Source organism: Actinoplanes sp. ATCC 53533, assembly GCF_003947245.1.
Map to the genome: position 1 here is coordinate 1 of NZ_QHHV01000071.1, position 23,819 is coordinate 23,819.

20 protein-coding genes and 1 pseudogene are annotated in these 23,819 nt (G+C 70.9%); 11 read left to right on the top strand and 10 right to left on the bottom strand.

The genetic code is table 11. From position 1 onward, the window contains the following. Positions 1-1,267 precede the first annotated feature (1,267 nt). The 4 genes from DMB66_RS23900 to DMB66_RS23915 form a co-directional block, all read right to left on the bottom strand. On the bottom strand, positions 1,268-1,627 hold the full coding sequence (locus tag DMB66_RS23900) for a DUF4180 domain-containing protein (RefSeq protein ID WP_125806361.1): 360 nt from the start codon (positions 1,625-1,627) through the stop codon (positions 1,268-1,270). Continuing rightward, positions 1,624-2,073: a helix-turn-helix domain-containing protein gene (locus tag DMB66_RS23905; RefSeq protein ID WP_125806362.1), complete on the bottom strand. Its 450-nt coding sequence runs from the start codon at positions 2,071-2,073 to the stop codon at positions 1,624-1,626. The genes DMB66_RS23900 and DMB66_RS23905 overlap by 4 nt, the downstream gene beginning before the upstream one ends. Before the next feature lie 61 nt (positions 2,074-2,134). Continuing rightward, positions 2,135-3,403: a WD40 repeat domain-containing protein gene (locus tag DMB66_RS23910; protein WP_125806363.1), complete on the bottom strand. Its 1,269-nt coding sequence runs from the start codon at positions 3,401-3,403 to the stop codon at positions 2,135-2,137. Then, complete coding sequence (locus DMB66_RS23915) at positions 3,400-3,900, bottom strand: SigE family RNA polymerase sigma factor (protein ID WP_233624799.1); 501 nt, start codon at positions 3,898-3,900, stop codon at positions 3,400-3,402. The genes DMB66_RS23910 and DMB66_RS23915 overlap by 4 nt, the downstream gene beginning before the upstream one ends. A gap of 117 nt (positions 3,901-4,017) precedes the next feature. Here DMB66_RS23915 and DMB66_RS23920 point away from each other — a divergent pair, with 117 nt between their 5' ends. From DMB66_RS23920 to DMB66_RS23935, 4 genes and pseudogenes are all read left to right on the top strand, one after another. Beyond that, positions 4,018-5,325, top strand: coding sequence for a sensor histidine kinase (locus DMB66_RS23920; RefSeq protein WP_125806365.1), 1,308 nt, complete (start codon positions 4,018-4,020; stop codon positions 5,323-5,325). A gap of 28 nt (positions 5,326-5,353) precedes the next feature. Beyond that, positions 5,354-5,998: a response regulator transcription factor gene (locus DMB66_RS23925; protein ID WP_125806366.1), complete on the top strand. Its 645-nt coding sequence runs from the start codon at positions 5,354-5,356 to the stop codon at positions 5,996-5,998. A gap of 152 nt (positions 5,999-6,150) precedes the next feature. Then, positions 6,151-6,210: pseudogene (locus DMB66_RS66005) on the top strand (SigE family RNA polymerase sigma factor); the annotation flags it as partial. A 202-nt stretch (positions 6,211-6,412) separates the two neighbouring features. Continuing rightward, positions 6,413-6,859 (top strand): hypothetical protein, encoded by a 447-nt coding sequence (locus DMB66_RS23935; RefSeq protein WP_233624802.1) that lies wholly within the window; start codon positions 6,413-6,415, stop codon positions 6,857-6,859. A gap of 16 nt (positions 6,860-6,875) precedes the next feature. Here DMB66_RS23935 and DMB66_RS23940 read toward each other — a convergent pair whose 3' ends face one another. Genes DMB66_RS23940 through DMB66_RS23950 form a run of 3 tightly spaced genes read right to left on the bottom strand, consistent with a single transcriptional unit; the run spans position 6,876 to position 10,892 of the window. Further along, on the bottom strand, positions 6,876-7,520 hold the full coding sequence (locus tag DMB66_RS23940; protein WP_125806369.1) for a response regulator transcription factor: 645 nt from the start codon (positions 7,518-7,520) through the stop codon (positions 6,876-6,878). Between the two features lies 1 nt (position 7,521). After that, positions 7,522-8,694, bottom strand: coding sequence for a sensor histidine kinase (locus tag DMB66_RS23945; RefSeq protein WP_125806370.1), 1,173 nt, complete (start codon positions 8,692-8,694; stop codon positions 7,522-7,524). Between the two features lie 5 nt (positions 8,695-8,699). Further along, complete coding sequence (locus DMB66_RS23950) at positions 8,700-10,892, bottom strand: MMPL family transporter (RefSeq protein WP_125806371.1); 2,193 nt, start codon at positions 10,890-10,892, stop codon at positions 8,700-8,702. Positions 10,893-11,052: 160 nt separating this feature from the next. Here DMB66_RS23950 and DMB66_RS23955 point away from each other — a divergent pair, with 160 nt between their 5' ends. Next, positions 11,053-13,245 carry an MMPL family transporter gene (locus DMB66_RS23955; protein WP_125806372.1) on the top strand — a complete coding sequence of 731 codons (2,193 nt, stop codon included), beginning with the start codon at positions 11,053-11,055 and terminating at the stop codon, positions 13,243-13,245. Between the two features lie 145 nt (positions 13,246-13,390). Here the strand turns inward: DMB66_RS23955 and DMB66_RS23960 are convergent, their stop codons facing one another. Then, the gene (locus DMB66_RS23960) at positions 13,391-13,564 is read right to left on the bottom strand and encodes a CsbD family protein (protein WP_125806373.1); all 174 of its coding nucleotides are present in this window, start codon (positions 13,562-13,564) and stop codon (positions 13,391-13,393) included. A gap of 90 nt (positions 13,565-13,654) precedes the next feature. Next, the gene (locus DMB66_RS23965) at positions 13,655-15,964 is read right to left on the bottom strand and encodes a bifunctional diguanylate cyclase/phosphodiesterase (protein WP_125806374.1); all 2,310 of its coding nucleotides are present in this window, start codon (positions 15,962-15,964) and stop codon (positions 13,655-13,657) included. Positions 15,965-16,237: 273 nt separating this feature from the next. On the opposite strand from DMB66_RS23965, the gene DMB66_RS23970 reads away from it, so the two are divergent. The 3 genes from DMB66_RS23970 (at position 16,238) to DMB66_RS23980 (ending at position 17,967) form a co-directional block, all read left to right on the top strand. Further along, positions 16,238-16,636 (top strand): CrcB family protein, encoded by a 399-nt coding sequence (locus DMB66_RS23970; RefSeq protein ID WP_125806375.1) that lies wholly within the window; start codon positions 16,238-16,240, stop codon positions 16,634-16,636. Then, complete coding sequence (crcB, locus tag DMB66_RS23975; RefSeq protein ID WP_125806376.1) at positions 16,633-16,992, top strand: fluoride efflux transporter CrcB; 360 nt, start codon at positions 16,633-16,635, stop codon at positions 16,990-16,992. Before DMB66_RS23970 ends, crcB begins: the two co-directional genes overlap by 4 nt. 69 nt (positions 16,993-17,061) lie before the next feature. After that, positions 17,062-17,967 (top strand): DUF4190 domain-containing protein, encoded by a 906-nt coding sequence (locus DMB66_RS23980; RefSeq protein ID WP_158647341.1) that lies wholly within the window; start codon positions 17,062-17,064, stop codon positions 17,965-17,967. 46 nt (positions 17,968-18,013) lie between these two features. On the opposite strand, the gene DMB66_RS23985 is transcribed toward DMB66_RS23980, so the two are convergent. Continuing rightward, complete coding sequence (locus DMB66_RS23985; RefSeq protein WP_233624800.1) at positions 18,014-20,284, bottom strand: bifunctional diguanylate cyclase/phosphodiesterase; 2,271 nt, start codon at positions 20,282-20,284, stop codon at positions 18,014-18,016. Between the two features lie 412 nt (positions 20,285-20,696). On the opposite strand from DMB66_RS23985, the gene DMB66_RS23990 reads away from it, so the two are divergent. The 3 genes from DMB66_RS23990 to DMB66_RS24000 form a co-directional block, all read left to right on the top strand. Then, the gene (locus DMB66_RS23990) at positions 20,697-21,458 is read left to right on the top strand and encodes a DeoR/GlpR family DNA-binding transcription regulator (protein WP_125806378.1); all 762 of its coding nucleotides are present in this window, start codon (positions 20,697-20,699) and stop codon (positions 21,456-21,458) included. A gap of 139 nt (positions 21,459-21,597) precedes the next feature. Further along, on the top strand, positions 21,598-22,902 hold the full coding sequence (locus DMB66_RS23995) for a sugar ABC transporter substrate-binding protein (protein WP_125806379.1): 1,305 nt from the start codon (positions 21,598-21,600) through the stop codon (positions 22,900-22,902). Positions 22,903-22,959: 57 nt separating this feature from the next. Then, positions 22,960-23,819, top strand: an 860-nt coding sequence (locus DMB66_RS24000) for a carbohydrate ABC transporter permease (protein WP_148112760.1), incomplete at its 3' end; no start/stop codon positions are given.

Genomic DNA, 23,819 nt, shown 5'->3' on the forward strand with positions numbered 1-23,819 from the left:
TCGGGCTTTCGCCGGGTTTTCGCCGGGCTGGAGGTGGTCGAGCCGGGCTTCATCGCGGTCAGCGAATGGCGCGCCGAGCAGGAGCCGCAGCCACGGCCACCCCGGCCGAGGTGGCGGTCTACTGCGGAGTCGGCCGCAAGATCTGGCCAACCGCGGCGCCGGTTGGCCGGGCGGGCCGGCGCTGTCGTGGTAGCCGGTGCTGGAGTCGCCCGGCTTGCGGAGCTCCGGTGCCACCGGCGTTGGAGCTCGCCGCCCATGGCTGGCAGCCGTCTGTGAGGTGCGTCAGGTCAGGTGGTGTCGAGGTCGGCGACGAACCAGATTTGCCGACCCTGGTTCGACTCGTGCACTAGATGATCTATTCCAAGGATGCGGGGCCGGGTCGCCCATGATCGACGTTGTTGTGCGCGGGTGCGGAGCTGACCACGCTTCTACAAGATCCGGCCGCGGCTCGCGCAGGACTGTGGGCGCGATCGCCTCGTCGGCACCGCGGCGTTGTTCTCCAATGCCGGCGCGTCCGGCCGCCGGGGGTAGTGGTGGTAGCTCCTTTGCTCTGCTTCCCTATGGGAAACACCAGGTGCGGGGTGCGGTTCTGTCTTTCGGTCGATGCCGGGGCGCGCCGGCCAAGGTGTTTCCGATGGGGAAGCAGAGCAAAGTCACTTCTACCCTTACCTACCGCCGCCGCGGCCGAGTGAAAGGCGTCGGTCGAGCCCCGGGGGTCGCCGCGATCGAAGCGTCTGGGCACAGTTACGCGGGACCCTGGCCGGCAGGCCGTTCGCAAGGTTGAGATATGCCCGTTTTGGGGAGTCCGAGGAGGCGTGGAGATCGGTACGGGTCTCGGCCGTTTCGGCGTAAGGTCGGCGCGATCGAGGTGACGCGGTTGAGGCGGGCTACTGCTTACCAGGATCTCGACGGCGTCCCGATCAACAGCCGCACGGAAGCGGGCGTGACGTCGTTGACCCTCGGAAAATCTCGTCTAGATGATCTATTCCAAGGGGCGCGGGACGGCAAGCAGCGAAACCTGCGCCCGGGCGTCGAGCCGCAACGCCGAGATGCCCATCGCTGATAGCGAGCCGGATGCCGGTCGGCTTGCGGAGGTGCGGTGCCGTTGGCTTTTGGGGGTCGCAAGGCCGGCGGGAATTCGGTGCCTCCGGCGCTGGGGTCGCCGCGCTCGCGGTGGGCCGGTGGTTGGCAGGCGGTGGGCCGGTGGCTGGCAGGCGGTAGGCCGGTGGTCGGCAGGTGGCGGGACGGTGGTCGGCTGTGAGGTGCGTCAGGGCAGGTGGGTGTCGAGGTCTTCGAGGTCCGTGACGAACCAGATCTGCCGGCCCTTGTTCGACTCGTGCACCAGGGCTCGCAGCGCCGAGCTCGCCGCCAGGTGCGCCGAGATGTCGCCGACGATTGCCAGCCGGATCCGGTAGTTGACGAACTTTTGCATGATTTCGCCGGCCAGCCCGGTGTCGAGCGTGAAGAACCGTTCGTCCAGCCGGGCGGCCGGCAGGGCCACCACGTCTGAGCAGGAGAAGGCCGCTCCGATCACGTCGAGCGCGTCCTGCGCTGCGGCCAGCGGCGGGCCGTCGTCGGCGCAGATCAGCACCGGTACGCCGTTGCGTTGCTCCACCCGGTCGGTCATCGGCTGGCCGCCGCGCCGAACAGGCCGTTCTCCGGGCCGAGCAGTCCGTCGAGCAGCTGGAGGATGTCGGCGGTGGCGGCCGGGCTGCCCAGGATCACGACCTTCATGCGGGACCTCTCCTCGTCGTGGATCGTCTGGATGCGCAGCTGCCCGGGGGCATCGCGGGGAGCCTTGGCGCCGGCGGTGAGCAGGGTGCTGAGCCGGTCGGCGGCACCGGCCGCGAGCCCGTCGATCTGCACGATGCTGGACACCTCGGCGTGGCCGGGGGCCGTCGTGGCCGGGGCCTGCTCGCCGGTCAGTGCCTCGAGGTCCGCGCGGGCGATCCGGTACTGCTTACCGATTTTGACCGCCTTGAGCCGGCCGTCCCGGACGTAGTTTCGGACCGTCCGAACGTGCAACCCTAGCCGCTCGGCCACCTGCTCCACCGAGTACATATCGTTCCCCATCGCACCTCATCATTCCTCGCCATAGGGAAGTATAAGGTATCAGGCGGCGGCTCCGTGCAGCTCAGGACCACTTCACGCGGCGCGAACGGCGCCGGGTGGCCCAGCGTCGCAGCCACCACGTCGCGAGGCCGATGGCCGCGGCGGCGACGAGGAGATCCGCGAAGGCGCGCCAGAAGCGGGGCCCGAGCGACCCCGGCGGGTCGCCCGCCCGGGTGCGCCCCGAGGCGAGCACCTCGGATGCCACCTCCACGCCGGTGACCTGTGCGGGCGCGGTCAGCACGGTTGTCGCGGCGGCGGCGCCCGGCGCCAGGGCCACGATCCGGGCTGATCGCTCGTCGTGGACGGACACCAGCGCCGAGCCGTCCGGCCACCAACCGATCAGCTCCCGGACGGCCAGGTCACGCAGCCCGTGCAGCGCCGGGCCGACGCGGGTCAGGCCCGAGCCCGGATCGACGTAGCGGGTGCTCCACGCGGAGCCGTTGCGGGGCACGACCGTCAGGGCGCTGCCGTCCGGGGTCCAGGCGCCCCGGCCGGCCAGCACCGACCCCACCGGCAGCGAGAAGGTCGACACCTGGGCGCCGCCGACACCGAGCACCCACACCTCGCTCCCGCGCTGGTACGCCAGCCGGCCGTCCGCCGCGAAGGCCACCGCCGGGAACGACGTGCCCCGGGATGCGTCGGACAGCCTGGTCCAGGTGCCGACGTCGAGATCCACCAGGCTGAGCACGTCGTCCGGGCCGGTGGAGCCGCGCACCACGAGCCAGCGCCCGTCCGGTGACCAGGCGACCGGATCCGCGGTCCGCACCTGCCCGCCGTCGTCGCCGACCAGTTGCCGCAGGCGCAGGTCGGTCAGGGTGACGACCTCGACGGCCCGGCCGTCGCCGGAGTACGCGACGGACCGGCCGTCGGGCGAGAGCAGCACCGTGCCGCCGCTTTCCGGGGAGAACCCGGTGTTCAGCGTGCGGTAGTCGTCGTCGGGGCCGACCAGGCCGTACCGGGTCGGTTCGTCGATCCAACCGCCGAAGCGGGCGCCCGAGCCGGAGAAGAGCACTGTCGCCGCGGTCATCCCGGGACGGTCGGTGTCCCGGCGCGCCCCGAAGGGCAGCAGGCCGATCCGATCCGGCAGCGCGACCGCCGGGCCGGCCGGCCGTACCGGAACGGGGGTCCGGGTCAGCGGGACGATCAGGGCGAGCGCGCCGATCACCGCGACGGCCGCGAGACCGGCCGCGACCCGCCGCCGGCGGGCGGTGGCGATCGCGCGTTCCTGGACCGGGTACGCGGGCGCGTGCTCGGCGGCGAGCCGCAGGGCCTCCCGCAGCGGTGCGGTCATGATGTGCTCCTCTGCCAGGACAGGTCGAGCAGGTCAGGGGCGATCTCGCGGAGCCGGCGCAGGGCGTCGTGCCCGTGCCGCTTGACCGTGCCGATCCGGCAGCCCAGCACGTCGGCGGCCTGCGCCTCGGTCAGGTCGTCGTAGTAGCGCAGCACGATCACCGCCCGCTGTTTCGGGGTGAGCCGGCGCAGCGCCGCGGTGACGGTGAGCCGCAGGTCCGTGGCCTCCGCCGGGTCGGCGGTCGGGTGCTCCCGGGGCGCGCCGGTCAGCTGCTCGGTCACCCGGCGCCGCCGCCACCAGGCGATGTGCTGGTGATACATGGCCTGCCGGACGTACGCCTCGGGATTGTCGTCCCGGATCCGGCGCCAGTGGCGGTAGGTGTTCGCCAGCGCGCTCTGCAGCAGATCCTCGGCCAACTGGTGGTCACCGGTCAGCAGGTATGCGTTCCGGGACAGGGCGGAGCTCCGCTGCCGTACGAAGTCCCGGAAGTCGTCCACGCCTCTAGTAACGCCGGGCCCCCGCAAAAGGGTTGAGGGAGGGTCGGGTTAACCCTACTGTCGAATGGGCGGTCAGCGGGATCGGTCGGGAGGCATCGGGTGCCTAGCGTGAACGGCATGACCACCACCCCCGCCACCGCCGAGTTCGACCAGGGTCTGACTCAGCGCCTCCTGCGCCGCCTGGGGCAGGACACCCTCTACATCCTCGTCGGCTTTCCGCTGGGCCTGATCACGGTGGTCCTGTGCATGGTCGGCTTCTTCTTCGGCATCGGCACGGCGACCATCTGGATGGGCCTGCCGGTCCTGGCCGGCGTGATCATGCTGGCCCGCGGCTTCGCCACCCTGGAGCGGGCCCGGCTCGCGCCCGTGCTCGGCCGCCGGCTGCCGCACCCGGCCTACAAGCGCGCGCCGGAGGGCGCCGGCCCCGTCCGCCGGGTCCTGACCCCGCTCAGCGACGGCCAGTCGTGGCTCGACCTGCTGCACGGCATGTTCCGGTTCCTGCCGAGCACGATCGCCTTCGCCTTCGCGGTGGCCTGGTGGGCGGGCGCGCTCGGCGGCCTGACCTTCCCGCTGTGGGACTGGTCCATTCCGCGCGGCGTGGACAACCAGGATCTGCCGGAGCTGCTCGGCCTCGGTGACGCGGAGTCCACCCGGATCGTGTTCCACATGGCGATCGGCTTCTTCTTCGCCGGCACCCTGCTGCCGGTGATCCGCGGCCTGGCCCTGTTCGAGGCGGGCTTCGCCCGTGGCCTGCTCAGCGGGGTCAACGAGCTGCGCGAGCAGGTGGCCTCGGCCGAGGCGGCCCGGGACACCGCGCAGGCCCAGAAGGCGGCGGCGGTGTCCGCCGAGGCGACCGCGCTGCGCCGGCTCGAACGCGACATCCACGACGGCCCGCAGCAGCGGCTGGTTCGCCTCGCGATGGACCTGGGCCGCGCCCAGCAGCAGTTCAGCACCGACCCGGCGGCGGCGCAGGCCACGGTCGCCGAGGCCCTGGCGCAGACCCGCGAGACCCTGGACGAGCTGCGGGCCCTCTCCCGCGGCATCGCCCCGCCGATCCTGGTCGACCGCGGCCTGCAGGCCGCGCTGACCGCGCTGGCCGGCCGCAGCACCATCCCGGTCGACCTGGACGCGCCCCCGATCGCCCGGCTGGACCCGGCGATGGAGACGACCGCCTACTTCGTGGTGGCCGAGGCGCTCACCAACGTCGCCAAACACAGCTACGCCGGTGAGGTGCAGGTCAGCGTCCGGCGGGCGCCGACCGGCCTGCTGATCACGGTCGCCGACGACGGTGTCGGCGGCGCGAGCCTGGCCAAGGGGCACGGCCTGGCCGGCCTGTCGGACCGGGTCGAGGCGGCCGGCGGCGTGATGAGCCTGGAGAGCCCGGCGGGCGGCGGCACCACCCTGACGGTGGCCCTCCCCATCTGACCGGAGCGCAGCGCATAGGCTCGTCGGCATGCGGGTGGTGATTGCCGACGACGCCGTGCTGTTGCGCGAGGGTCTGATCCGGCTGGTGGAAGAGAACGGCCACACGGTCGTCGCGGCGGTCGGCGACGGCCCCTCGCTCGTGGCGGCGATCATCGAGCACCGGCCGGACGTGTCCATCGTGGATGTGCGGATGCCGCCGTCGCACACCGACGAGGGGCTGCGCGCGGCGGTCGAGGCCCGCAAGAAGGTGCCGGGCAGCCCGGTGCTGGTGCTGTCGCAGTACGTCGAGGTCGACTACGCCGACGACCTGCTCGCCGACCGCGCCGGAGCCATGGGCTATCTGCTCAAGGACCGGGTCTCCGAGGTCGCCGAGTTCCTCGACGCGCTGCACCGGGTGGCCGGCGGCGGCACGGTGCTGGACCCGGAGGTCGTCGGCCAGCTGCTGGTCCGCCGCCGCCGCGACGACCCGCTGCGCAACCTCACCCCCCGCGAGCGCGAGGTGCTGGGCCTGATGGCGGAGGGCGGCTCGAACACGGCGATCGCCCGCAAGATGGTGGTCACCGAGGGCGCGGTGGAAAAGCACGTCCGCAACATCTTCACGAAGCTGGACCTGCCCCCGGACGAGGAACAACACCGCCGGGTGCTGGCCGTGCTGACGTATCTGCAGTCCTGAATGTCGCCAATCGGACTCCGTGAAACCCCCTGATCGCTCGGCGGGTGTTGGTCAGTGACAACACCGAAGGGGGACACGGGGTGGCCGAGCACAGCGGCTTTGAAGAGTTCTACACCGGCACGCGACATCGGCTGATCACCTACCTGTACGCGATGACCGGCGACCGCGCGGAAGCCCAGGATGCCGCCCAGGAAGCCTACGTGCGGGCCTGGCAGCGCTGGTCCACGGTGTCCGGCTACGACAACCCCGAGGCCTGGGTACGCACCGTCGTCCCCGACCAGGCCGGCGCCGTCCACGCCGCCTCCGCCCATCGGGCCGGAGACGTCCACGCCGTCCTCGCCCCAGACCAGCACCAAGCCGACGTCAACGCTCGCCACCGGCGTCAGCCCCGCGATGATGCTGCAGCCGCAGGACGTGGGTTCCGGATATATCGCCGGAGCCGGCGCGGGCGGCGACTGGACCTTCGAATTCGGCGCCGTCGCCCTGGGCTGCCCGCGGGGCTCGAAGCCGGACCCGGTCGCGGAGCGCGGGCGCATGCTCCGCAAGGGCCAGCCGCAGGACGAGAACTTCGTGCTCCAGCACACCGGCCGGTACGCCGCCGGCGAGGCCGCGCGGTATCTGGATGAGATCCGGGAGCGGGTGTCCGCCTGCTCGCCGGACGGTGCGCGGTCGGTGCGCATCGCGGCCCAGGGCTTCGCCGGCGACGAGTCGGTGCTGGTGGTCTTCGACCACGGTGGCGGCCAGCTCGCCAAGAACGTGCTGGTGCGCAAGGGCGACGTGCTGACCGAGATCTTCAGCAAGCCGGGCCGAAGCGACTCGGCAAGCCGCGAGCTGGGCAGGAAGGCCGCGGCCCGGATCTGACGGACGTGCGGCCTGATCACCCCGAGCCGCGGGTGATCAGGCCGCGTTCGAGCGCGATGACCACCGCGTGGGTGCGGTCGCTGACGTCGAGCTTGGCGAAGATGCGCAGCAGATGGGTCTTCACGGTGGCCTCCGCGATGACCAGCCGCCTGCCGATGTCGATGTTGGACAGCCCGTCGGCGACGGCGTTGAGCACGTCCACCTCCCGCGCGGTCAGCGCCACCGGGGTGGGCTGCCGCATCCGGGCCACCAGCCGCTGGGCGACCCGTGGGGCGAGCACGGTCTCGCCGCGGGCGGCGGCGTGGATGGCGTCGACGAGCTGCTCGCGGGTGGTGTCCTTGAGCAGATAGCCGACGGCGCCGGCCTCGACGGCGCGCTCGATGTCGGCGTCGGTCTCGTAGGTGGTGAGGATCAGCACCCGGGCGCCGGCGTCGCGGGCGACGATCTCGGCCGTGGCGGCGACGCCGTCGAGCACGGGCATCCGCAGATCGATCAGCGCCAGGTCGGGGGCGAGCCGCTCGACCAACTCGACGGCCTCCCGGCCGTTGGCCGCCTCCGCGACGACCTCGATGCCGGACTCGGCGGCGAGCAGCGCGACGACTCCGGCGCGCATGACGGCATGGTCGTCGACCACCACGATGCGGAGTCTCTGGTCCGTCATGTCACCCCTGACCGTCGGTGGGAAGCGTGGCGAGCACGCGGGTGCCCTCGCCGGGAGAGCTCGTGACGATCAGTTCGCCGCCGAGTTCGGTGAGGCGCTTGCGCATGCCGTCGAGGCCGAAGCCGCGGGAATTCGCGACGACGAAGCCGCGCCCGTCGTCGGTGATCTCCAGGTCGATGCCGTCGGGCCGCGAAGCCAGCACGACGCCCACGGTGCTGGCGGCGGCGTGTTTGCGGACGTTGGCCAGCGACTCCTGGGTGCAGCGCAGCAGCGCGATGCGGGTCGGCTGATCGCAGGCGAGTTCGGGCAGGTCCGCCTCGACGGCCAGCCCGGTGTCCTCGGCGAAGCGGTCCAGGGTGCGGCGCAGGGTCCGGGCGATGGAGCCGGGGGCGAGGCCGCTCTGCGGCGCGGAGCCGACGAGCACGCGCGCCTCGGTGAGGTTTTCCCGCGCGGTCTGCTCGATCGACAGCAGTTGGCGGGCGGCACGGTCGGGCGCGGTCGCCAGGCTGGTGCGGGCCGCTTCGGCCAGCACGACGATGGAGGCGAATCCCTGGGCGAGGGTGTCGTGGATCTCCCGGGCCAGCCGGTCGCGCTCCTCGGCCGCGCCCTGGCGCTGGTGCGCCTCGGCCAGCCGCTGCTCGCTGGCGGTCAGCTCGGCGCGCAAGCGAGCAGTGCGTACGGCACCGTCGTCGACGATGCGGTGCACCAGCAGCCCGACGCCGACGCCGGCCGCGTAGCCGAGCACGGTGAACAAGGCATTGCCGGTGGCGAGGTCGTGCCGCAGGGCACCGCCGGCCACAGTGAGCGCGGCGGCGGCACCGCTGGACGCGACGGCCTGCCGCGGATCGCGGGCGAAGATCCAGAACTGCGGGAGCGCCGCGATGAACTGCGCCGCGCCGCCGCCGAGCAGATAGGACATCCCACCCAGGCCGAGAGCGAGGACGCCGAGGTAGACGGGCGGGCGCAGCACGGGACTGCCCGGGAACACCCGGACAATCCCGTAGCTCGCGGCGAGCCCGGCCAGCAGCGCCAACGACCAGATCTTCGTGGCGGCGGGTTGATCCCACACCGCGATGACCGGGGGACAGAGCCCCAGGAGCACCCAGACGGTGGCGTACCCCCGGTGCAGCGCACGCCACCGCTGCCGGTCGCCGGACCACGGCCGTTGATCCATTGTCGTTAGCCTACTGTCGCCGACGGCCGGCCGGCCGCGACCGGCGCCGGCGTGATCGCGCGGGTGCCGCGCGACGGCCACCAACTCCGGTCGCCCAGCAGCAGCATGAGCGCCGGCAGGATGGTGATCCGGATGACCACCGCGTCCAGCAGCACCGCCACGGCGAGCGCGAAGCCCATCTGCTTCATCTCGATGATGTGCAGGCTGACGAAGCTGGCGAACACCGTCACCATCACGAACGCGGCGCTGGTCACGACCCGGGCCGAGCCGCCGATGCCGTCGAGCACCGCCTGGCGGGTCGGCACGCCGCGCAGCGCCGCCTCGCGGATCCGGCTGATCACGAACACCTGGTAGTCCATCGACAGGCCGAAGAGGATCACGAGCAGGAACAGCGGCACGCGGGAGCCGATCGAGCCGGTCGACGTGAAGCCGAGCAGGCCCTCCGCCCAGGAGTTCTGGAACACCAGCACCAGCAGGCCGAGCGAGGCGGCCGCGGACAGCACGTTCAGCACGACGCCCACCAGGCCGAGCACCACGGACCGGAACGCGACCACCGTCATCGCGAACGTCACCAGCAGCAGCGCCGCCACGATCAGCGGAAGCTTCTGCTTCTGGTGTGCGGGATAGTCGGCGTACCGGGCGACGTCACCGGTCACCGCGGTCTCGGCGCCGGCGAGCCGGCCGACGGTGGCTGGGATGTATTCGCGGCGCAGGGTCTCCAGGGACGACTTCGCCGCGTCGGTACTGACGTGGTGCGGCACCGCCAGTTCCAGCAGGCGGATCCGGCCGTCCGGCGACGTGCGCGACTCCGCCGTGCCGGACAGCCGCGGGTCGGCCTTCGCGCGCCGGGCCAGGTCGCCCAGCGCGCCGGCGACCTCGCCGGCCCGCTCGGCGCCGGCCCGGACCACCACCTGGTGCATCGACTTCAGCTCCGGGAAAGCCTGGTTCAACCGGTCGTACGCCCGCATCGCGGGGATCTCGCGAGGATGTGTCTCCCGGCCCATGTCGGTGAGGTTCAGGCCCAGCAGTGGAGCCGACAGGGCCAGCATGAACAGCACCGCGGCGCCGAGCACGGCGGCCGGACGGCGGCTGGTGATCCGCAGTGCGGCCCCGGTGATCCGGCCGTAGCCCGCCGCCCGCGCCGAGGACTCGCCGCGAGTGGCCTTGCGGGCGGATCGGCGCTCCGCCCGCTCACCGAGCTTGGCCAACAGGGCCGGCAGCACGGTCAGCGAACTGACCACCGCGACCAGGGTGACCGTGATCGCGCCGGTGGCGATCGACGAGAAGATCACGTCATCGGCCAGGTACAGGGTCGCGCTGGAGACGACGACCGCGAGGCCGGACAGCACGACCGCGCGTCCCGAGGTGGCGGCCGCCAGCTCCACGATCGCCCGCGAGCTGAGCCGGCCGCCGGCCCGGGCCCGCTCCTCGCGCTCCCGCTTGAGGTAGAAGAGGGTGTAGTCGACGCCGACCGCCATGCCGATCAGCAGGATCACGTTGGTGCCGACGCCGGCGTCCGGAAAGGCGTGCGACGCCACCATCGACAGACCCACCGCCGCGATGATCGACGACAGCGCCAGCACCAGCGGCACGACGGCCAGCGCCACCGAGCCGAAGACGACCAGCAGGGTGATCAGCGTGACCGGCAGCGCGATCACCTCGGTACGCGCCAGGTCCCTACCGCGCAACTCGCCCACGCCCAGGCTGATCGACGGGCTGCCCGTCTCCTCGACCCGCAGCCCCGGGTAGGCGGCCTGGACCTGGGCGGTCTGCTCGCGCAGCGGGCCGACGTGCTTCTTGCCGTCGAGCTCGGGGCCTTTCATGGTCACGTCGAGGCGCACCGCCGTACCGTCGGCCGACCACACCGGCGCACTCACCGACTCGACCTCGGCCAGTGCCCGCATCCGCGTGGTCACGTCGCGGGCCGCGGTGCCGGCTGTGGCTTGGTCCAGCCGTGCGCCGCCCGGACCGGCGGCGATCAGCACCCGTTCCATCGGCCGCTGCTGCAAGCCGCCCTCGGCCGCCATCGCCTCGGCCCGGCCGGCTTCACCGATCCGGAAGTCTTCGGTGGTGGCCGGCTTGCCGCCCACCGCGATCCCCACCCCGAGACACAACACGACGAAGAAGAGCCAGCCGGCAATCGCCCGCCATGGCCGCCGCGCACTCCAGGAAGCCACCCGAACAGGAAGATCAGTCATGCCGTAAATGCTGGTCGCCGGCCCCTCCGCGGCGACAGGATCGACCGACCGAACCTGTCGTCCACCGGCCGGTGGACAACGACCGTAGGGCTAGCCCTACCTTCGACCGGCCCGCTCACCGTATCGATTCGGAGTAGCGGGCTGCCTAGCGTCAATGCCCATGAAGCACAGGGAGAATGTCACCGGATTCGCGGCACACGTCGCGCTGTGGAGTGCCCGGCATCGCACTCTCGCCATCATCGGCTGGATAGCCTTCGTCGTCGGGGTAACCGTCCTCAGTGGCCATTTCGGGACCCTTGAGGCCACCGAGTCCGACGCGGGGCACGGTGAGTCGGGGCGGGCCACGGTGCTCGTCGAGCAGGCCGGGTTCCCGGTCCGGCCCGCGGGGGAGATGGTCATCGTCAAGGGCGCCGACCGGGCCGCCGCCGTCGCCGACGTCACGCGGTCGCTGCGCGGGCGGGCCGAGGTCGATGCCGTCGCCGAGCCGCTGACCTCGCCCGACGGGCAGGCCTCGCTCGTCACCTTCACCATGACGGGTGACCCGGAGACCGCCAAGGACCGGGTGCAGCCGCTGCTGGACACGGTCGCCGCCGTCCAGGGCCGGCACCCCGGCGTCTACGTCGCCGAGGCCGGTGACGCCAGCGGCGACAAGATCATCGGTGACTCGCTCGACGAGGGGCTGACCCGGCTGTCGCTGCTCTCCATCCCGGTCACCCTGGGCATCCTGCTGGTGGCCTTCGGCGCGGTCGTCGCCGCGCTGATTCCGGTCGGCCTGGCGCTGACCGCCATCGTCGCCGCGATCGGCTTGCTCGCGGGGGCGAGCCGGCTCGCGCCCACTGTGGACACCACCACGCACGTCATGCTGCTCGTCGGCCTCGCCGTCGGCGTCGACTACTGCCTCTTCTACATCCGCCGGGAACGCGACGAGCGCCGCAACGGCGCCGACCCGCACCGGGCCCTGGTGATCGCCGCGCAGACCTCCGGGCGGTCCGTTTGGGTCTCCGGCCTCACCGTCATCGTCGCCATGGCCGGCATGTTCTTCACCCAGGACGCCACCTTCACCAGCTTCGGGATGGCCACGATCCTGGTCGTCGCGACGGCGGTGCTGGGCTCGCTGACCGTGCTCCCCGCGCTGCTGTCGGCGCTGGGCGACCGGGTCGACGCGATCAAGATCCCCGGCTTGTACCGGCGGAACAGCGAGGGCCGGGTCTGGCGGGCGGTGCTGCGGGTGGTGCTGGCCAAGCCGTTGATCTCGACGATCGTCGCCGTCGGTGTGCTCGCCGCGCTCTCCGCGCCGGCTCTTGACCTGCGGACCAAGGGCGAGAGCATCGAGGACGTCTCGCCGAAGCAGCCGATCGTGCAGACCATGGTGGCGATCGGCGAGGCGTTCCCCGCCGAGGTCGTGCCGGCCGAGGTGGTCGTCAAGGCGGCGACCGTGCGCGGGCCGCAGTTCGCGGCCGCGCTGGCAGACTTCCGCCGCGCGGCGGCGGCGAGCGGGCAACTGCGCGAGCCGATCGAGGTGCGGGTCAATCCCGCCGGGACGGTCGCGATCGTCTCGGTCGGCCTCGCGGGCAACGGCAGCGACCGTACGTCCGAACGGGCCGTCGAGACCCTGCGGGAAACCGTGGCACCGGGTGCCTTCGGGAAGCTGGCCGGTTCGACGGTGGCGGTGACCGGTGACACCGCCGAGAGCATGGACTTCAACCAGCGGCTGTCCGACTCGCTGCCGTGGGTGTTCGGCTTCGTCCTGGGCCTGGCGTTCCTGCTGCTGCTGGTGTCGTTCCGGTCCGTGGTGGTGGCGCTGACCGGCGTGCTGCTCAACCTGCTGTCGGTCGCGGCCGCCTACGGCATGCTGGTGTTCGTCTTCCAGTACGGCCACTTCGAGTCGGTGCTGGACTTCAAGTCGGGCGGCGGGATCACCAACTGGATGCCCCTGTTCCTGTTCATCATCCTGTTCGGCCTGTCGATGGATTACCACGTCTTCGTGCTGAGCCGGATCCGTGAGGGCCACGACCGCGGCCTGCCGACCAGGCAGGCGGTCAGCGAGGGCATCGGCCGGACGGCCGGCGTGATCACCAGCGCGGCGATGGTGATGGTGGCGGTCTTCGCCCTGTTCGCCACGCTGCCGCTGGTCTCGACCAAGGAACTGGGCGTGGGCCTGGCCGCGGCGGTCCTGCTGGACGCGACGATCATCCGGGCGGTCCTGCTGCCGGCGGTGATGGCCCTGCTGGGCGACAAGAACTGGTGGCTCCCGCGCTGGCTGAACTGGCTCCCGGAGGTGGCCCACGACCTGCCCCCGGCGGCCGTCGACGCCCAGCCCCGCCAGGAGCGCGAGCTGACCCCGGCGGCCTGACCGGCAAGAAGCAGGGGCGGTCGCCGGAATGGCGACCGCCCCTGGCTGCTGCCCGTGCGACTAGCTTCAGACCGGCGCGCCCGCAACGGCCTGGAGTGGCAGCCCGGTCGGGCTGGGTGTCACGGGACTGTGGTGTGCGCGTACCTCAGCTTTTGAACGCGTCTTTCACGTTTTCGGCCGCTTGCTTGAGCTTCGAGGTGGACTGGTCGGCCTTTCCCTCGGCTTCGAGGGACTCGTTGTCGGTCGCCTTGCCGACACCTTCCTTGACCTTGCCGGTCAGCTCTTCGGACTTGTTGTCGATCTTGTCGTCGGCGCCCATGGGACCTCCAGATGTGTGGCCTACGCAGTGGGGTTACCCGGCGTTTTCATCCGCAATCCTGGATGCGCCGAAAAGGTTGCCGGACGACAATCAGGCTGTCATCTGCCATTCCGGGGTTGGCATTAGCGATGTTGGGCCGCGCAGCAGTTCGCTGAACTTGGCCGGCGGCATCGGCCGGGCGAAGTAGTAGCCCTGGGCCGCGATGTAGCCCAGCGACAGCAACTGTTCCGCCTGCTCGGCGGTCTCCACCCCCTCGGCGACCGCGTGCAGGCCCAGCGCCTGTGCCAGGTGGATGACCGCCGCCGCGACCGGTGGCCGGCCGTCGACCTGGGCCTGGGTGAAGGTGCGGTCCAGCTTGATCTCGTCGATCGGGCAGTCGTGCAGCAGCGTCAGGGTCGAGTGCCCGGTGCCGAAGTCGTCCAGCGACACCCGGACGCCGAGCGCGCGCAGCCGGTGCAGGTTGATGATCGACTGGCCGGGTTCCAGGGCCATCGTCTCGGTGATCTCCAGGACGATCCGGTCGGCGGCCAGGCCGTGTTCGTTCAGCAGCGCCGCCACCCCGTCCGCGAAGCCGGGTTCGCGCAGGTCACGGGCCGACACGTTGACGTTCAGCACGCCCGGTGCGGCGTCGCCGTGCTCGGCGATCCACTCGGCGAGCTGGGCGAACGCCGTGCGCATCACCCAGCGGCCGAGCGGCACGATCAGGCCGGTGCGCTCGGCGACCGGGATGAACGCGTCCGGCGCCAGCGCGCCCCGGGTCGGGTGGGCCCAGCGGACCAGCGCCTCCGAGCCCATGATCCGGCCGTCGTCGAGCGAGACGATCGGCTGGTAGAGCAGGAAGAGCTGGCCGCCGGTGATCGCCTCGCGCAGTTCGGCACCGAGGTGGGCGTGCTCGGTGCCGTTGGCCGCCATGCCCGGCTCGTAGTGCAGGTATGCCGTGCCGGCCAGCTTCTTCGCCGCGTACATCGCGATGTCCGCGTGCCGCAGCAGCACCGAGGGCTCGTCGCCGGTGCGGCCGTCGGCGATGCCGATGCTGGCCCGGATCGGCAACTCGTGGCCGTCGGCGTAGACGGGCTGGCGCAGCGCGTTCATCATCCGCTCGGCGGCCAGGTCGGCGCCCGCCGGATCGGCGTCGTCCAGGACGACCACGAACTCGTCGCCGCCGAGGCGCGCCACGGTGTCTCCGGCCCGCAGGCAGCCTTCGAGGCGGTTCGCGACGCCGATCAGCAGCAGGTCGCCGACCTCGTGCCCGAGGGTGTCGTTGACCTCCTTGAAGTCGTCCAGGTCGATCAGCGCCACCGCCACCGGGCGGTCGGCCGCGCCGGCCAGCGCCAGCTGCAGCCGGGTGTGGAACAGCACCCGGTTCGCCAGCTGGGTGAGGGCGTCGTGGGTGGCGCCGTGGTCCAGCTGGCGCAGCAGCCGGTTGTTGTCGCGGAGCGCGGTGAGCTGGCGCAGCACCACGAGGGAGGTGGTCAGCACCGCCGCGATCACCACGGCCGGCTGGTCGGCATCGTGGCGCACGGTGACGGCGATCAGCAGGCCGTCGACGGCCACGACCGCCGCGTAGGGCAGCAGGCTGAAGGAGCGTCGCGGCGGCGTGACGCTGCCGCGGCGCGAGGCGAGACCGGCGGCCCGCTGACGCACGGCGGCCAGGGAGGCGAGGAAGAAGACGATCGGTGTGGTGGCCATGTCCGGGACCAGGAAGGGGTCGACCGCCTCGAGCGGCCCCCGGAACATCGGGCCCACCGCGCCGATCAACATACCTACGGCGATCAGGCGCAGCGCGCCGCTGTCGACGTAGAGGTGGCTGGAGAGCACGAACCTCGCCACCGCGAACACCGCGAGCAGGGCGATCACGGTAACGAACAGGGAGGTGTAGACGGCCGAGCTGTCGCTGTGAATCAGGGCGTCGCGGGTGACGTAGTGCCAGATGAACACCGCGGCCGCGACCATGACCGTGCCCGCGTCCAGGAACACCCGCAGCAGTTCGCCCGGGGTCTGCCGGCCCAGCGGCAGGCGGAACAGGGCATACATGATGGCGCCGACGCCGGCGGTGCAGAAGGCCAGCATGACCGGCCCGGTGTGCTGGCGCACCGGGTCGTCCGCGAACAGCAACTGGAAGGCCTGGATGGTGATGCCGACACAGACGAGGCCCAGCGCGTAGGTGAGGTGCCGCCAGAAGCGCCGGGTCGGCTCGGGCAGCGTCGCGGTGCGGGCCGCGCGCAGGAAGGCCAGGAAGGCCAGGATCTGCCCGACGACCGCCGGCAGCCAGAGCACCTGCTTCGGCTCGAACGGGTGTACGTAGTCGGCGAAGACCCCGAGCACGGCCAGGACGGCGATCACGCCCGAGGCGGGCACGAGCCGGTCCCGGTGCGCGGGCGGCACCTCAGACGTGCACATCCCTCAGCCCCCTCACGTCGGCCGTCTATCGCCTGTTCGGTCGCGCGGCCAGGATTGTGAGTTTTTGCGAATTCAGCGCCTGAAAAGCCGACAAATGGGCCTTTCTGGGTGATGACCGCCCGTGCGATCCGCCAAGATCATCGCCTACAGTGGATCTCGACACGTCACTGCTTTGGTCGTTCACCGAGGCGCTGCTGCCCCCGGAACGAGGCCGAGGGTGGACGCCGCCACGTCCACCCTCGGCCTCCCGCGCGGCTGGGCTAGCGTGAACGGGTGGCGGCAGATCCGGAGCGGAGGACGCCGGCGCCCGTCCTGGCAGCGATCTCGACCGGCGGAGTCCTGGGCGCGGTGTCCCGCTACGGCATCGGCGTGGCCTGGCCGCACGACCCACGGGCGTTCGCCTGGTCCACCTGGACGATCAACGTGACCGGATGCCTGCTGATCGGGGTGCTGATGGTGCTGATCGCGCACCGCTGGCCGCGACGGACACTGATCCGCCCGTTCTGGGGCGTGGGGGTGCTCGGCGGCTACACGACGTTCTCCACCGCGAGCGTCGACGTGCTGCGTGCGGCGCCGGCCACCGCGCTGCTCTACCTGGGCCTGACACTGATCGGCGCGCTGCTCGCGGTCTGGGCCGGCACCGCCGCGACGGAGGCGGTGCTGCGGCGATGACTGTGCTGCTGGTGGCGCTGGGCGCGGCGATCGGCGCACCGCTGCGCTATCTCACGGACCGGGCGATCCAGGGCCGGCACTCGTCCACGTTCCCGTGGGGCACGTTCACCGTCAACGTGGCGGGCTCGTTGCTGCTGGGCTACCTGATCGGGCTGCCGGTCGCGCCCTGGATGTCCGCGCTGCTGGGCACGGGCTTCTGCGGGGCGCTGACCACCTACTCGACGTTCAGTTTCGAGACGTTGCGGCTGGTCAGGGAGGGAGACCGGGTGCTGGCCGCGGCGTACGCGATAGGCAGCGTGCTCGCCGGCCTGGGTGCCGCCTACGCCGGGCTGCTGCTCGCCCAGGCGGCGGGCTGACCCGGGCGTTGCCGAGTTGAAACCGTCATGGGGCAACAAACGATCTTGGATGTTGTTAGCGTCCGTTCCGTGAACGACCAGCCGGAGCCCCAGCACCCCACCCCGCCGCCCGCGCCGAACCCCGCCGCGGACGCCACGACCGTGCAGCCCCCGGCCTTCGGCACTCCGCCGACGCCGCAGCCGGGCATGCCCTACGGCGCTCCGCCTGCCTCGCCCTACTCCCCGCCCAACGCTCCCTACGGTGCCCAGGACGGAACGCCGCCCTACGGCGCTCAGCCCGGTCCCGCCTACGGGGCGCCGCAGCCTGGCGCGTATCCCGGCTATCCGGCTTCCGGTGCTCCCGGCTATCCGCCGCCCGGCAGCGGTGGCACAAGTGGGTTCGCCATCGCCTCGCTGATCTTCGGCATTCTCGGCGGCATCCTGTTCAGCGTCATCTTCGGCATCGTCGCGCTCTTCCAGATCCGCAAGCGCGGGCAGACCGGCCGTGGTCTCGCGATCACCGGCCTCGTGCTCTCCGGCTGCTGGGTGCTGTTGATCGCCGGCGGCATCACGGTCGCGATCATCAGCGACGCGGGCAACTCTTCCGCGAGCAGCAGCAGCGGCAGCACCGCCGACACCGACACCGACAGCGGCACGGTGTCGGTCACCAAGCTCAAGCCGGGCAACTGCATCAACGGCCTCAACGGCATCGGCAGCATCGAGGATCTCCCGGTGGTCTCGTGCGCGCTGCCGCACGAGGGCGAGGTATACGCGGTCTTCGAGCTCCCGGCCGGCCCGTGGCCCGGTGACACCGCCGTGCAGGAGCAGTCCGAGACGCGTTGCAAGGCCGAGCTCGAGACCTACGCACCGAAGGCGGCCGACACCGTCGAGGTGCTCTACCTGCACCCGCTGCAGCTGTCCTGGTCCCGCGACCGTGGCGTCACCTGCGTGGCCACCGACGAACGCGGCACAAGCTTGGGCTCGGTCCGCGACTGACCCCACGAGCACCATGCGACCACGCCGGACATGCCCTTGATCTTGATCATGCGGCCTGCGAAGCCGAGGCCGAGGGCGGGAAGAGCAGTACCCCCATGTCCTCGTCGGTGAGGGGTTCGGCGAAGTAGTACCCCTGCCCGAGTTCGCAGTTGCCGTCGGTCAGCTCGCTGAGCTGGCCCGCGTCCTCGATGCCCTCCGCGATCGTGGACAGGTGCAGCGCCTGGCCGAGCTGGATGATGCCCAGCGTCAGCGCCGCCGCGGCCGGCACGTCGCCGACGTCGTCGACGAAGGATTTGTCGATCTTGATGATGTCGATGGGGAAGCGGCGCAGGTACGCCAGGCTCGAGTAGCCCGTGCCGAAGTCGTCGATCGCCAGGCGGACGCCCAGGCTCTTGATCTGTTGGAGCTGGGCCAGGGTTGACGGCCGGTGGTCCACCAGCAGGGACTCGGTCAGCTCGATCACCAGGCTGGTGGCCGGCAGGCCGCTGTTGCTCAGCGCCGACGCCACCATCTCGGGCAGGTCGCTCTGGTCGAGCTGGACCGCCGACATGTTGACGCTCACGGTCAGCGGGCGCTTGCCTTCCCGGCGCTCGTTCCAGCGGGCCGCCTGCCGGCAGGCCTCGCGCAGCACCCATTCGCCGATCGGGACGATCATCCCGGTCTCCTCGGCCAGCGGGATGAAGTCCAGCGGCGGGATGATCCCGCGCTCCGGATGCTGCCAGCGGACCAGCGCCTCCAGGCCGGTGATCTCGCCGGTCTTCAGGTGCACGATGGGCTGGTAGCGCAGCTCGAACTCGTGCCGCACGACCGCCCGGCGCAGGTCCGCCTCCATCTCCAGGCCGGCCTGGAAGGCCTCCTGCATCGCCGGTTCGAAGATCTCGTAGCGGTCCTTGCCCTGCTTCTTCGCCTGGTACATCGCCAGGTCCGCGGAGACCATCAGCTCCTGGCCGTCGTGGCCCTGTGCCGGGCTGTACGCCACGCCGACGCTGCAGCTGACGAACGTCTCCTTGCCGTTGAGGTCGAACGGCTGCCGCAGGGTTTCGATGATGCGCCGGGCCACCGGTACGGCCTCCTCCAGCCCCTGCGCCAGCGGCAGCAGCACCGCGAACTCGTCGCCGCCGAGGCGGGCCGCCATGTCGGCCGAGCGCAGGCACGTCTTGATCCGCTCGGACACCGCGACGAGCAGTTGGTCGCCGGCGGAGTGGCCGAGGGAGTCGTTGACGACCTTGAAGCGGTCCAGGTCGACGAAGAGCATGGCGACGCCGGCGCCCTCCTGTTCGGCCGCGGCGAACGCGCGCTCCATCCGGGCCTGGAACAGCGCGCGGCTGGCCAGTCCGGTCAGGGAGTCGTGGAACGCCTCGTTCATCGCTTCGAGGGTGCGGGCGTCGGTCAGCGCCAGGCTGACGTGCTCGGCGAACGCGCGCAGTATGTCCTGGGCCTGCTTGTCCCAGTCCCGCGGGCCGCGGTAGGTGCCGACGGTCAGGCAGCCGACGACCTCGCCGTTTTCGTGTACGGGGACGGCCATCACGGCCTTCATGCTGGAGCGCACCACCTCGGGGATGGCGATCGGCGAGTTCGCGTAGTCCTCGACCATGATCAGCTCGTCGCCCAGCACGGCGAGGCCGGCCACGCCCGCGGAGTGCAGCGGGATGCGCTTCATCTTCGGCAGCACGCCCGGGTCGAAGCCGACGCTGGAGACCATGGAGCCGACCGACGGGTCGTCCTTCTCCAGCAGGTTCAGCGAGGCCATCTCCAGGTCGAGCAGTTCGGCGGCGCTGGCGGTGATGCCGTCGAGGATCTGCTGCAGCGGGGCGCGGCGGGCGATCAGCCGCTGGATCCGGGTCAGGTGCTCGAAGAGGCGCTGGCGTTCCTGCAGGGAGTCGGCCAGCCGGCCGTTCTCCCGGGCCTGCCGGCGTTCCGACTCCAGGACGTGCAGGGTCCGCAGGCTGAGCTCCAGCACGCGGGCCATGCCGCGGAGCAGGCAGACGTCCTCGTCGGTGAAGTCCGGGCCGCTGCGGCCGAGGACCAGCGCGCCGGGTGCCCGGCCGCCCAGGGTCGCGCCGCTGACCGCGTACGCGGTGCCGGCCAGCCGCAGCACGGTGCGGCGCCCGGCGGTCACCTCGGTGAGCACTGCCGGGCGCACCTGGTCGGCGGGTACGCCGATGGTGGCGACGACGTGTCCCTCGATGACGAGCACAGCGACCTCGGCATCGAGGGCGCGCGCCGCGCATTCGACGGCGGCGAACTGCGCGGCCGGCCCGTCCGGCCGGTCAGCTACCACGGAGAGGAACTCCGTCAGCTGCTGAGTTGCAAGCATGCCCATGACCACGTTTGTCGGTTCACCGGGCGCGGAGCTGAGTTGTTCCGGGTGACCGTTTTCGGCCTCGGGCGTTCCCGATCCCACACCGGAGGCCCGGATAAAGGTCCGGTAACAACCCGCCGGTGGCCTCCGCGGGCCCCGAACGCCCGGTCGGAGCCGCTCCGGTCTACCGAGTTCACACCCTCGGGCAGCAGACGGGCAGGAAATTTGATCATTCGGGCATGACCTTCATCCGGTTTCGCCCGCCGATGGGATGATATTGGGCGGGTCGCGGCCGTACCGAAGCGGGCAGAGACACACCGAATCAGCGCGCTCTGTGATGGGGGCCACACGTTTCTCCGGTGTTACAAATGGTCCACGGCAGCCGCGCACAAAGCGAATGCCAGGGTGGGCGGCCGGAGGTGCGAATGTGAACGCGGAAGAGCGGCAGCATCAGATCGTCACCCTCGCCCGCCGGCAGGGTGAGGTGGACGTCGCAAAGCTGGCCGCCGAACTGACCGTTTCCGCGGAGACGATTCGGCGCGATCTGCGACTTCTCGAAAAGCACGGCCTGCTCCGCCGTACGCATGGCGGCGCGTATCCGGTGGAGACCGCGAAATTCGAGACCGACCTGGCCATGCGCACCACCCGGGGCGTTCCCGAAAAGCGGCGGATCGCGGCCGCGGCGGTCGGTCTGATCGGCGACGCGGAAACCATCTTCATCGACGAGGGCTTCACCCCGCAGTTGATCGCGGAGGCCCTGCCCACTGACCGGCCCCTCACCATCGTCACCGCGTCGCTGAACACAGCGGCCTGGCTGGCCACCTCCACACCGGCGACGGTGCTCCTGCTCGGGGGCAGGGTGCGCGGCCGCACGCTGGCCACCGTCGACCACTGGGCCAGCAGCATGCTGGCCGGCTTCGTCCTCGATCTCGCCTTCGTCGGCGCCAACGGCATCTCCCGGGAGGTCGGCCTGACCACCCCGGACCCGGCCGTGGCCGACGTCAAGGCACAAGCCGTCCGGGCCGCCCGCCGGCGGATATTCGCCGGCGTGCACACGAAATTCGGCGTGCGGACGTTCTGCCGTTTCGCCGAGATATCTGATTTCGAATCACTGGTCACGGACACCGGTCTGCCGGCGTCCGAGGCGCACCGCTATTCCCGGCTCGGACCCCAGGTGATCCGGGTCTAACCGGAAAAGATTTCGCCCTTCACTGCCGCGATTGCGATCGCCGGCACGGCTCGTGCATGTCTGTAAATGGAGGATCCGCTGTGCAGAAACCAGGTAAGAGACTCTCGTTGTTGATCGCGGGTGCGACCGCGGGCGCCTCGTGCTCTCGGGGTGTTCCGGCGCCGGCTCCACGACGGGCGGCGGCGACGCCGCCGACAACACCATCACCGTGCTCATGGTCGGCAACCCGCAGATGGAGGACATCGAGAAGCTGACCGCCGACAACTTCACCAAGCAGTCCGGCGTCACCGTGAAGTTCACGATCCTCCCGGAGAACGAACTGCGCGACAAGGTGACGCAGGACGTCGCCAACCAGGGTGGGCAGTACGACGTCGCCACGGTCGGCGCGTACGAGGTGCCGATCTGGGCGAAGAACGGCTGGCTGCACGAGCTGTCGACGCAGGCGGCGGCCGACTCGGCGTACGACACCGCGGACCTGATCAAGCCGATGGTGCAGTCGGTGACCGGCGAGGACGGCAAGATGTACGCGGCGCCATTCTACGGCGAGTCCTCGTTCCTCATGTACAACAAGGAGATGTTCGAGGCCAAGGGCCTCACCATGCCGGAGAAGCCGACCTGGGCGCAGGTCGCCGAGTTCGCCGCGAAGCTCGACGACAAGGCCAAGGGCACCGCCGGCATCTGCCTGCGCGGCCTGCCCGGCTGGGGCGAGCTGTTCGCCCCGCTGACCACGGTCGTCAACACCTACGGCGGCACCTGGTTCGAGAAGGACTGGACGCCGAAGGTCAACGCGCCGGAGTTCAAGGCGGCGACCCAGTTCTACGTCGACCTCGTCCGCAAGTACGGCGAGTCCGGCGCCCCGCAGGCCGGCTTCACCGAGTGCCTGAACACCTTCGGTCAGGGCAAGGCCGCCATGTGGTACGACGCCACGTCGGCCGCCGGCACGCTGGAGGACCCGAAGGCCAGCAAGGTGGCCGGCAAGGTCGGCTACGCGTATGCCCCGGTGAACAAGACGGAATACTCCGGCTGGCTGTGGACGTGGGCGTTCGCCATGCCCAAGACCACCAAGAAGGCGGACGCCGCCTGGAAGTTCGTCTCGTGGGCGACCGGCAAGGACTACGAGAAGCTGGTCGGCGAGAAGCTCGGCTGGTCCCGGGTGCCGTCCGGCAAGCGCACCTCGACCTACTCCATCCCGGAGTACAAGGAGTCCGCGAAGGCCTTCGCCGACGTGACGCTCGGCTCGATCGAGCACGCCAACCCGCAGAACCCGGGACTGCAGCCGCGGCCCGCGCTGGGCGTGCAGTTCGTCGGCATCCCGGAGTTCGCCGACCTCGGCACCAAGGTGTCGCAGGAGGTCAGTGCGGCGCTCACCGGCAGCAAGACGGTCGACCAGGCCCTGACCGACGGTCAGAAGCTCGCCGAGGACGTGGCGAAGAAGTACAAGTAGTGCCGGCGGGGGCGCCGTCGTAGCGGCGGCGCCCCCGCACCGACCGGAAGGCCAGAAATGACCGACGTCATCACCCGGGCGGACGAACAGACCGAGACTCCGCCACCCGTACCCGTCAAGGGCGGGGCCAAGGATCGCTGGGTCCGCCGGGCGCCGCTGCTGCCCGCCCTCATCTTCGCGATCATCGTGACCCAGGTGCCGTTCCTGGTCACCATCTATCTGTCCACGCTGGGCTGGAACGCCCTGCGGCCGGGCGCGCGGAACTTCGTCGGCATCGACAACTACGTCACCGTGCTCACGGATTCCCGGCTGCGCTCCGCGCTCGCCAACACCGTCGTCCTGACCGCCGGGGCCGTCATCTTCTCGATGATCCTGGGCCTGGCGCTGGCGGTCCTGCTGGACCGCAAGTTCCCCGGCCGGTCCATCGTCCGGACGATGCTCATCACGCCGTTCCTGGTGATGCCGATCGCGGCGGCGCTGCTCTGGAAGCACGCCATCTACAACCCGGGGTACGGCCTGATCAACGGCATCTTCGGCGGCTCGACCGACTGGGTCTCGTCGTACCCGAAGGCAGCGGTCATCGCCACGCTCGTCTGGCAGTGGACGCCGTTCATGATGCTGATCCTGCTCGCCGGCCTGCAGTCGCAGAGCGAGGACATCCTCGAGGCGGCCCGGGTCGACGGCGCCAGCGGCTGGCGGATCTTCACCTCGATGACGCTGCCGCACCTGCGGCAGTACCTCGAGCTGGGCGCGCTGCTCGGCTCGATCTACCTGGTGAACACCTTCGACGCCGTCTTCACCATCACGCAGGGCGGCCCCGGCTCGCAGACCACCAACCTGCCGTACGAGATCTACCTGACCACGTTCCGCAAATTCGAGTACGGCGAGGCGTCGGCCGCCGGCGTCATCGTGGTGCT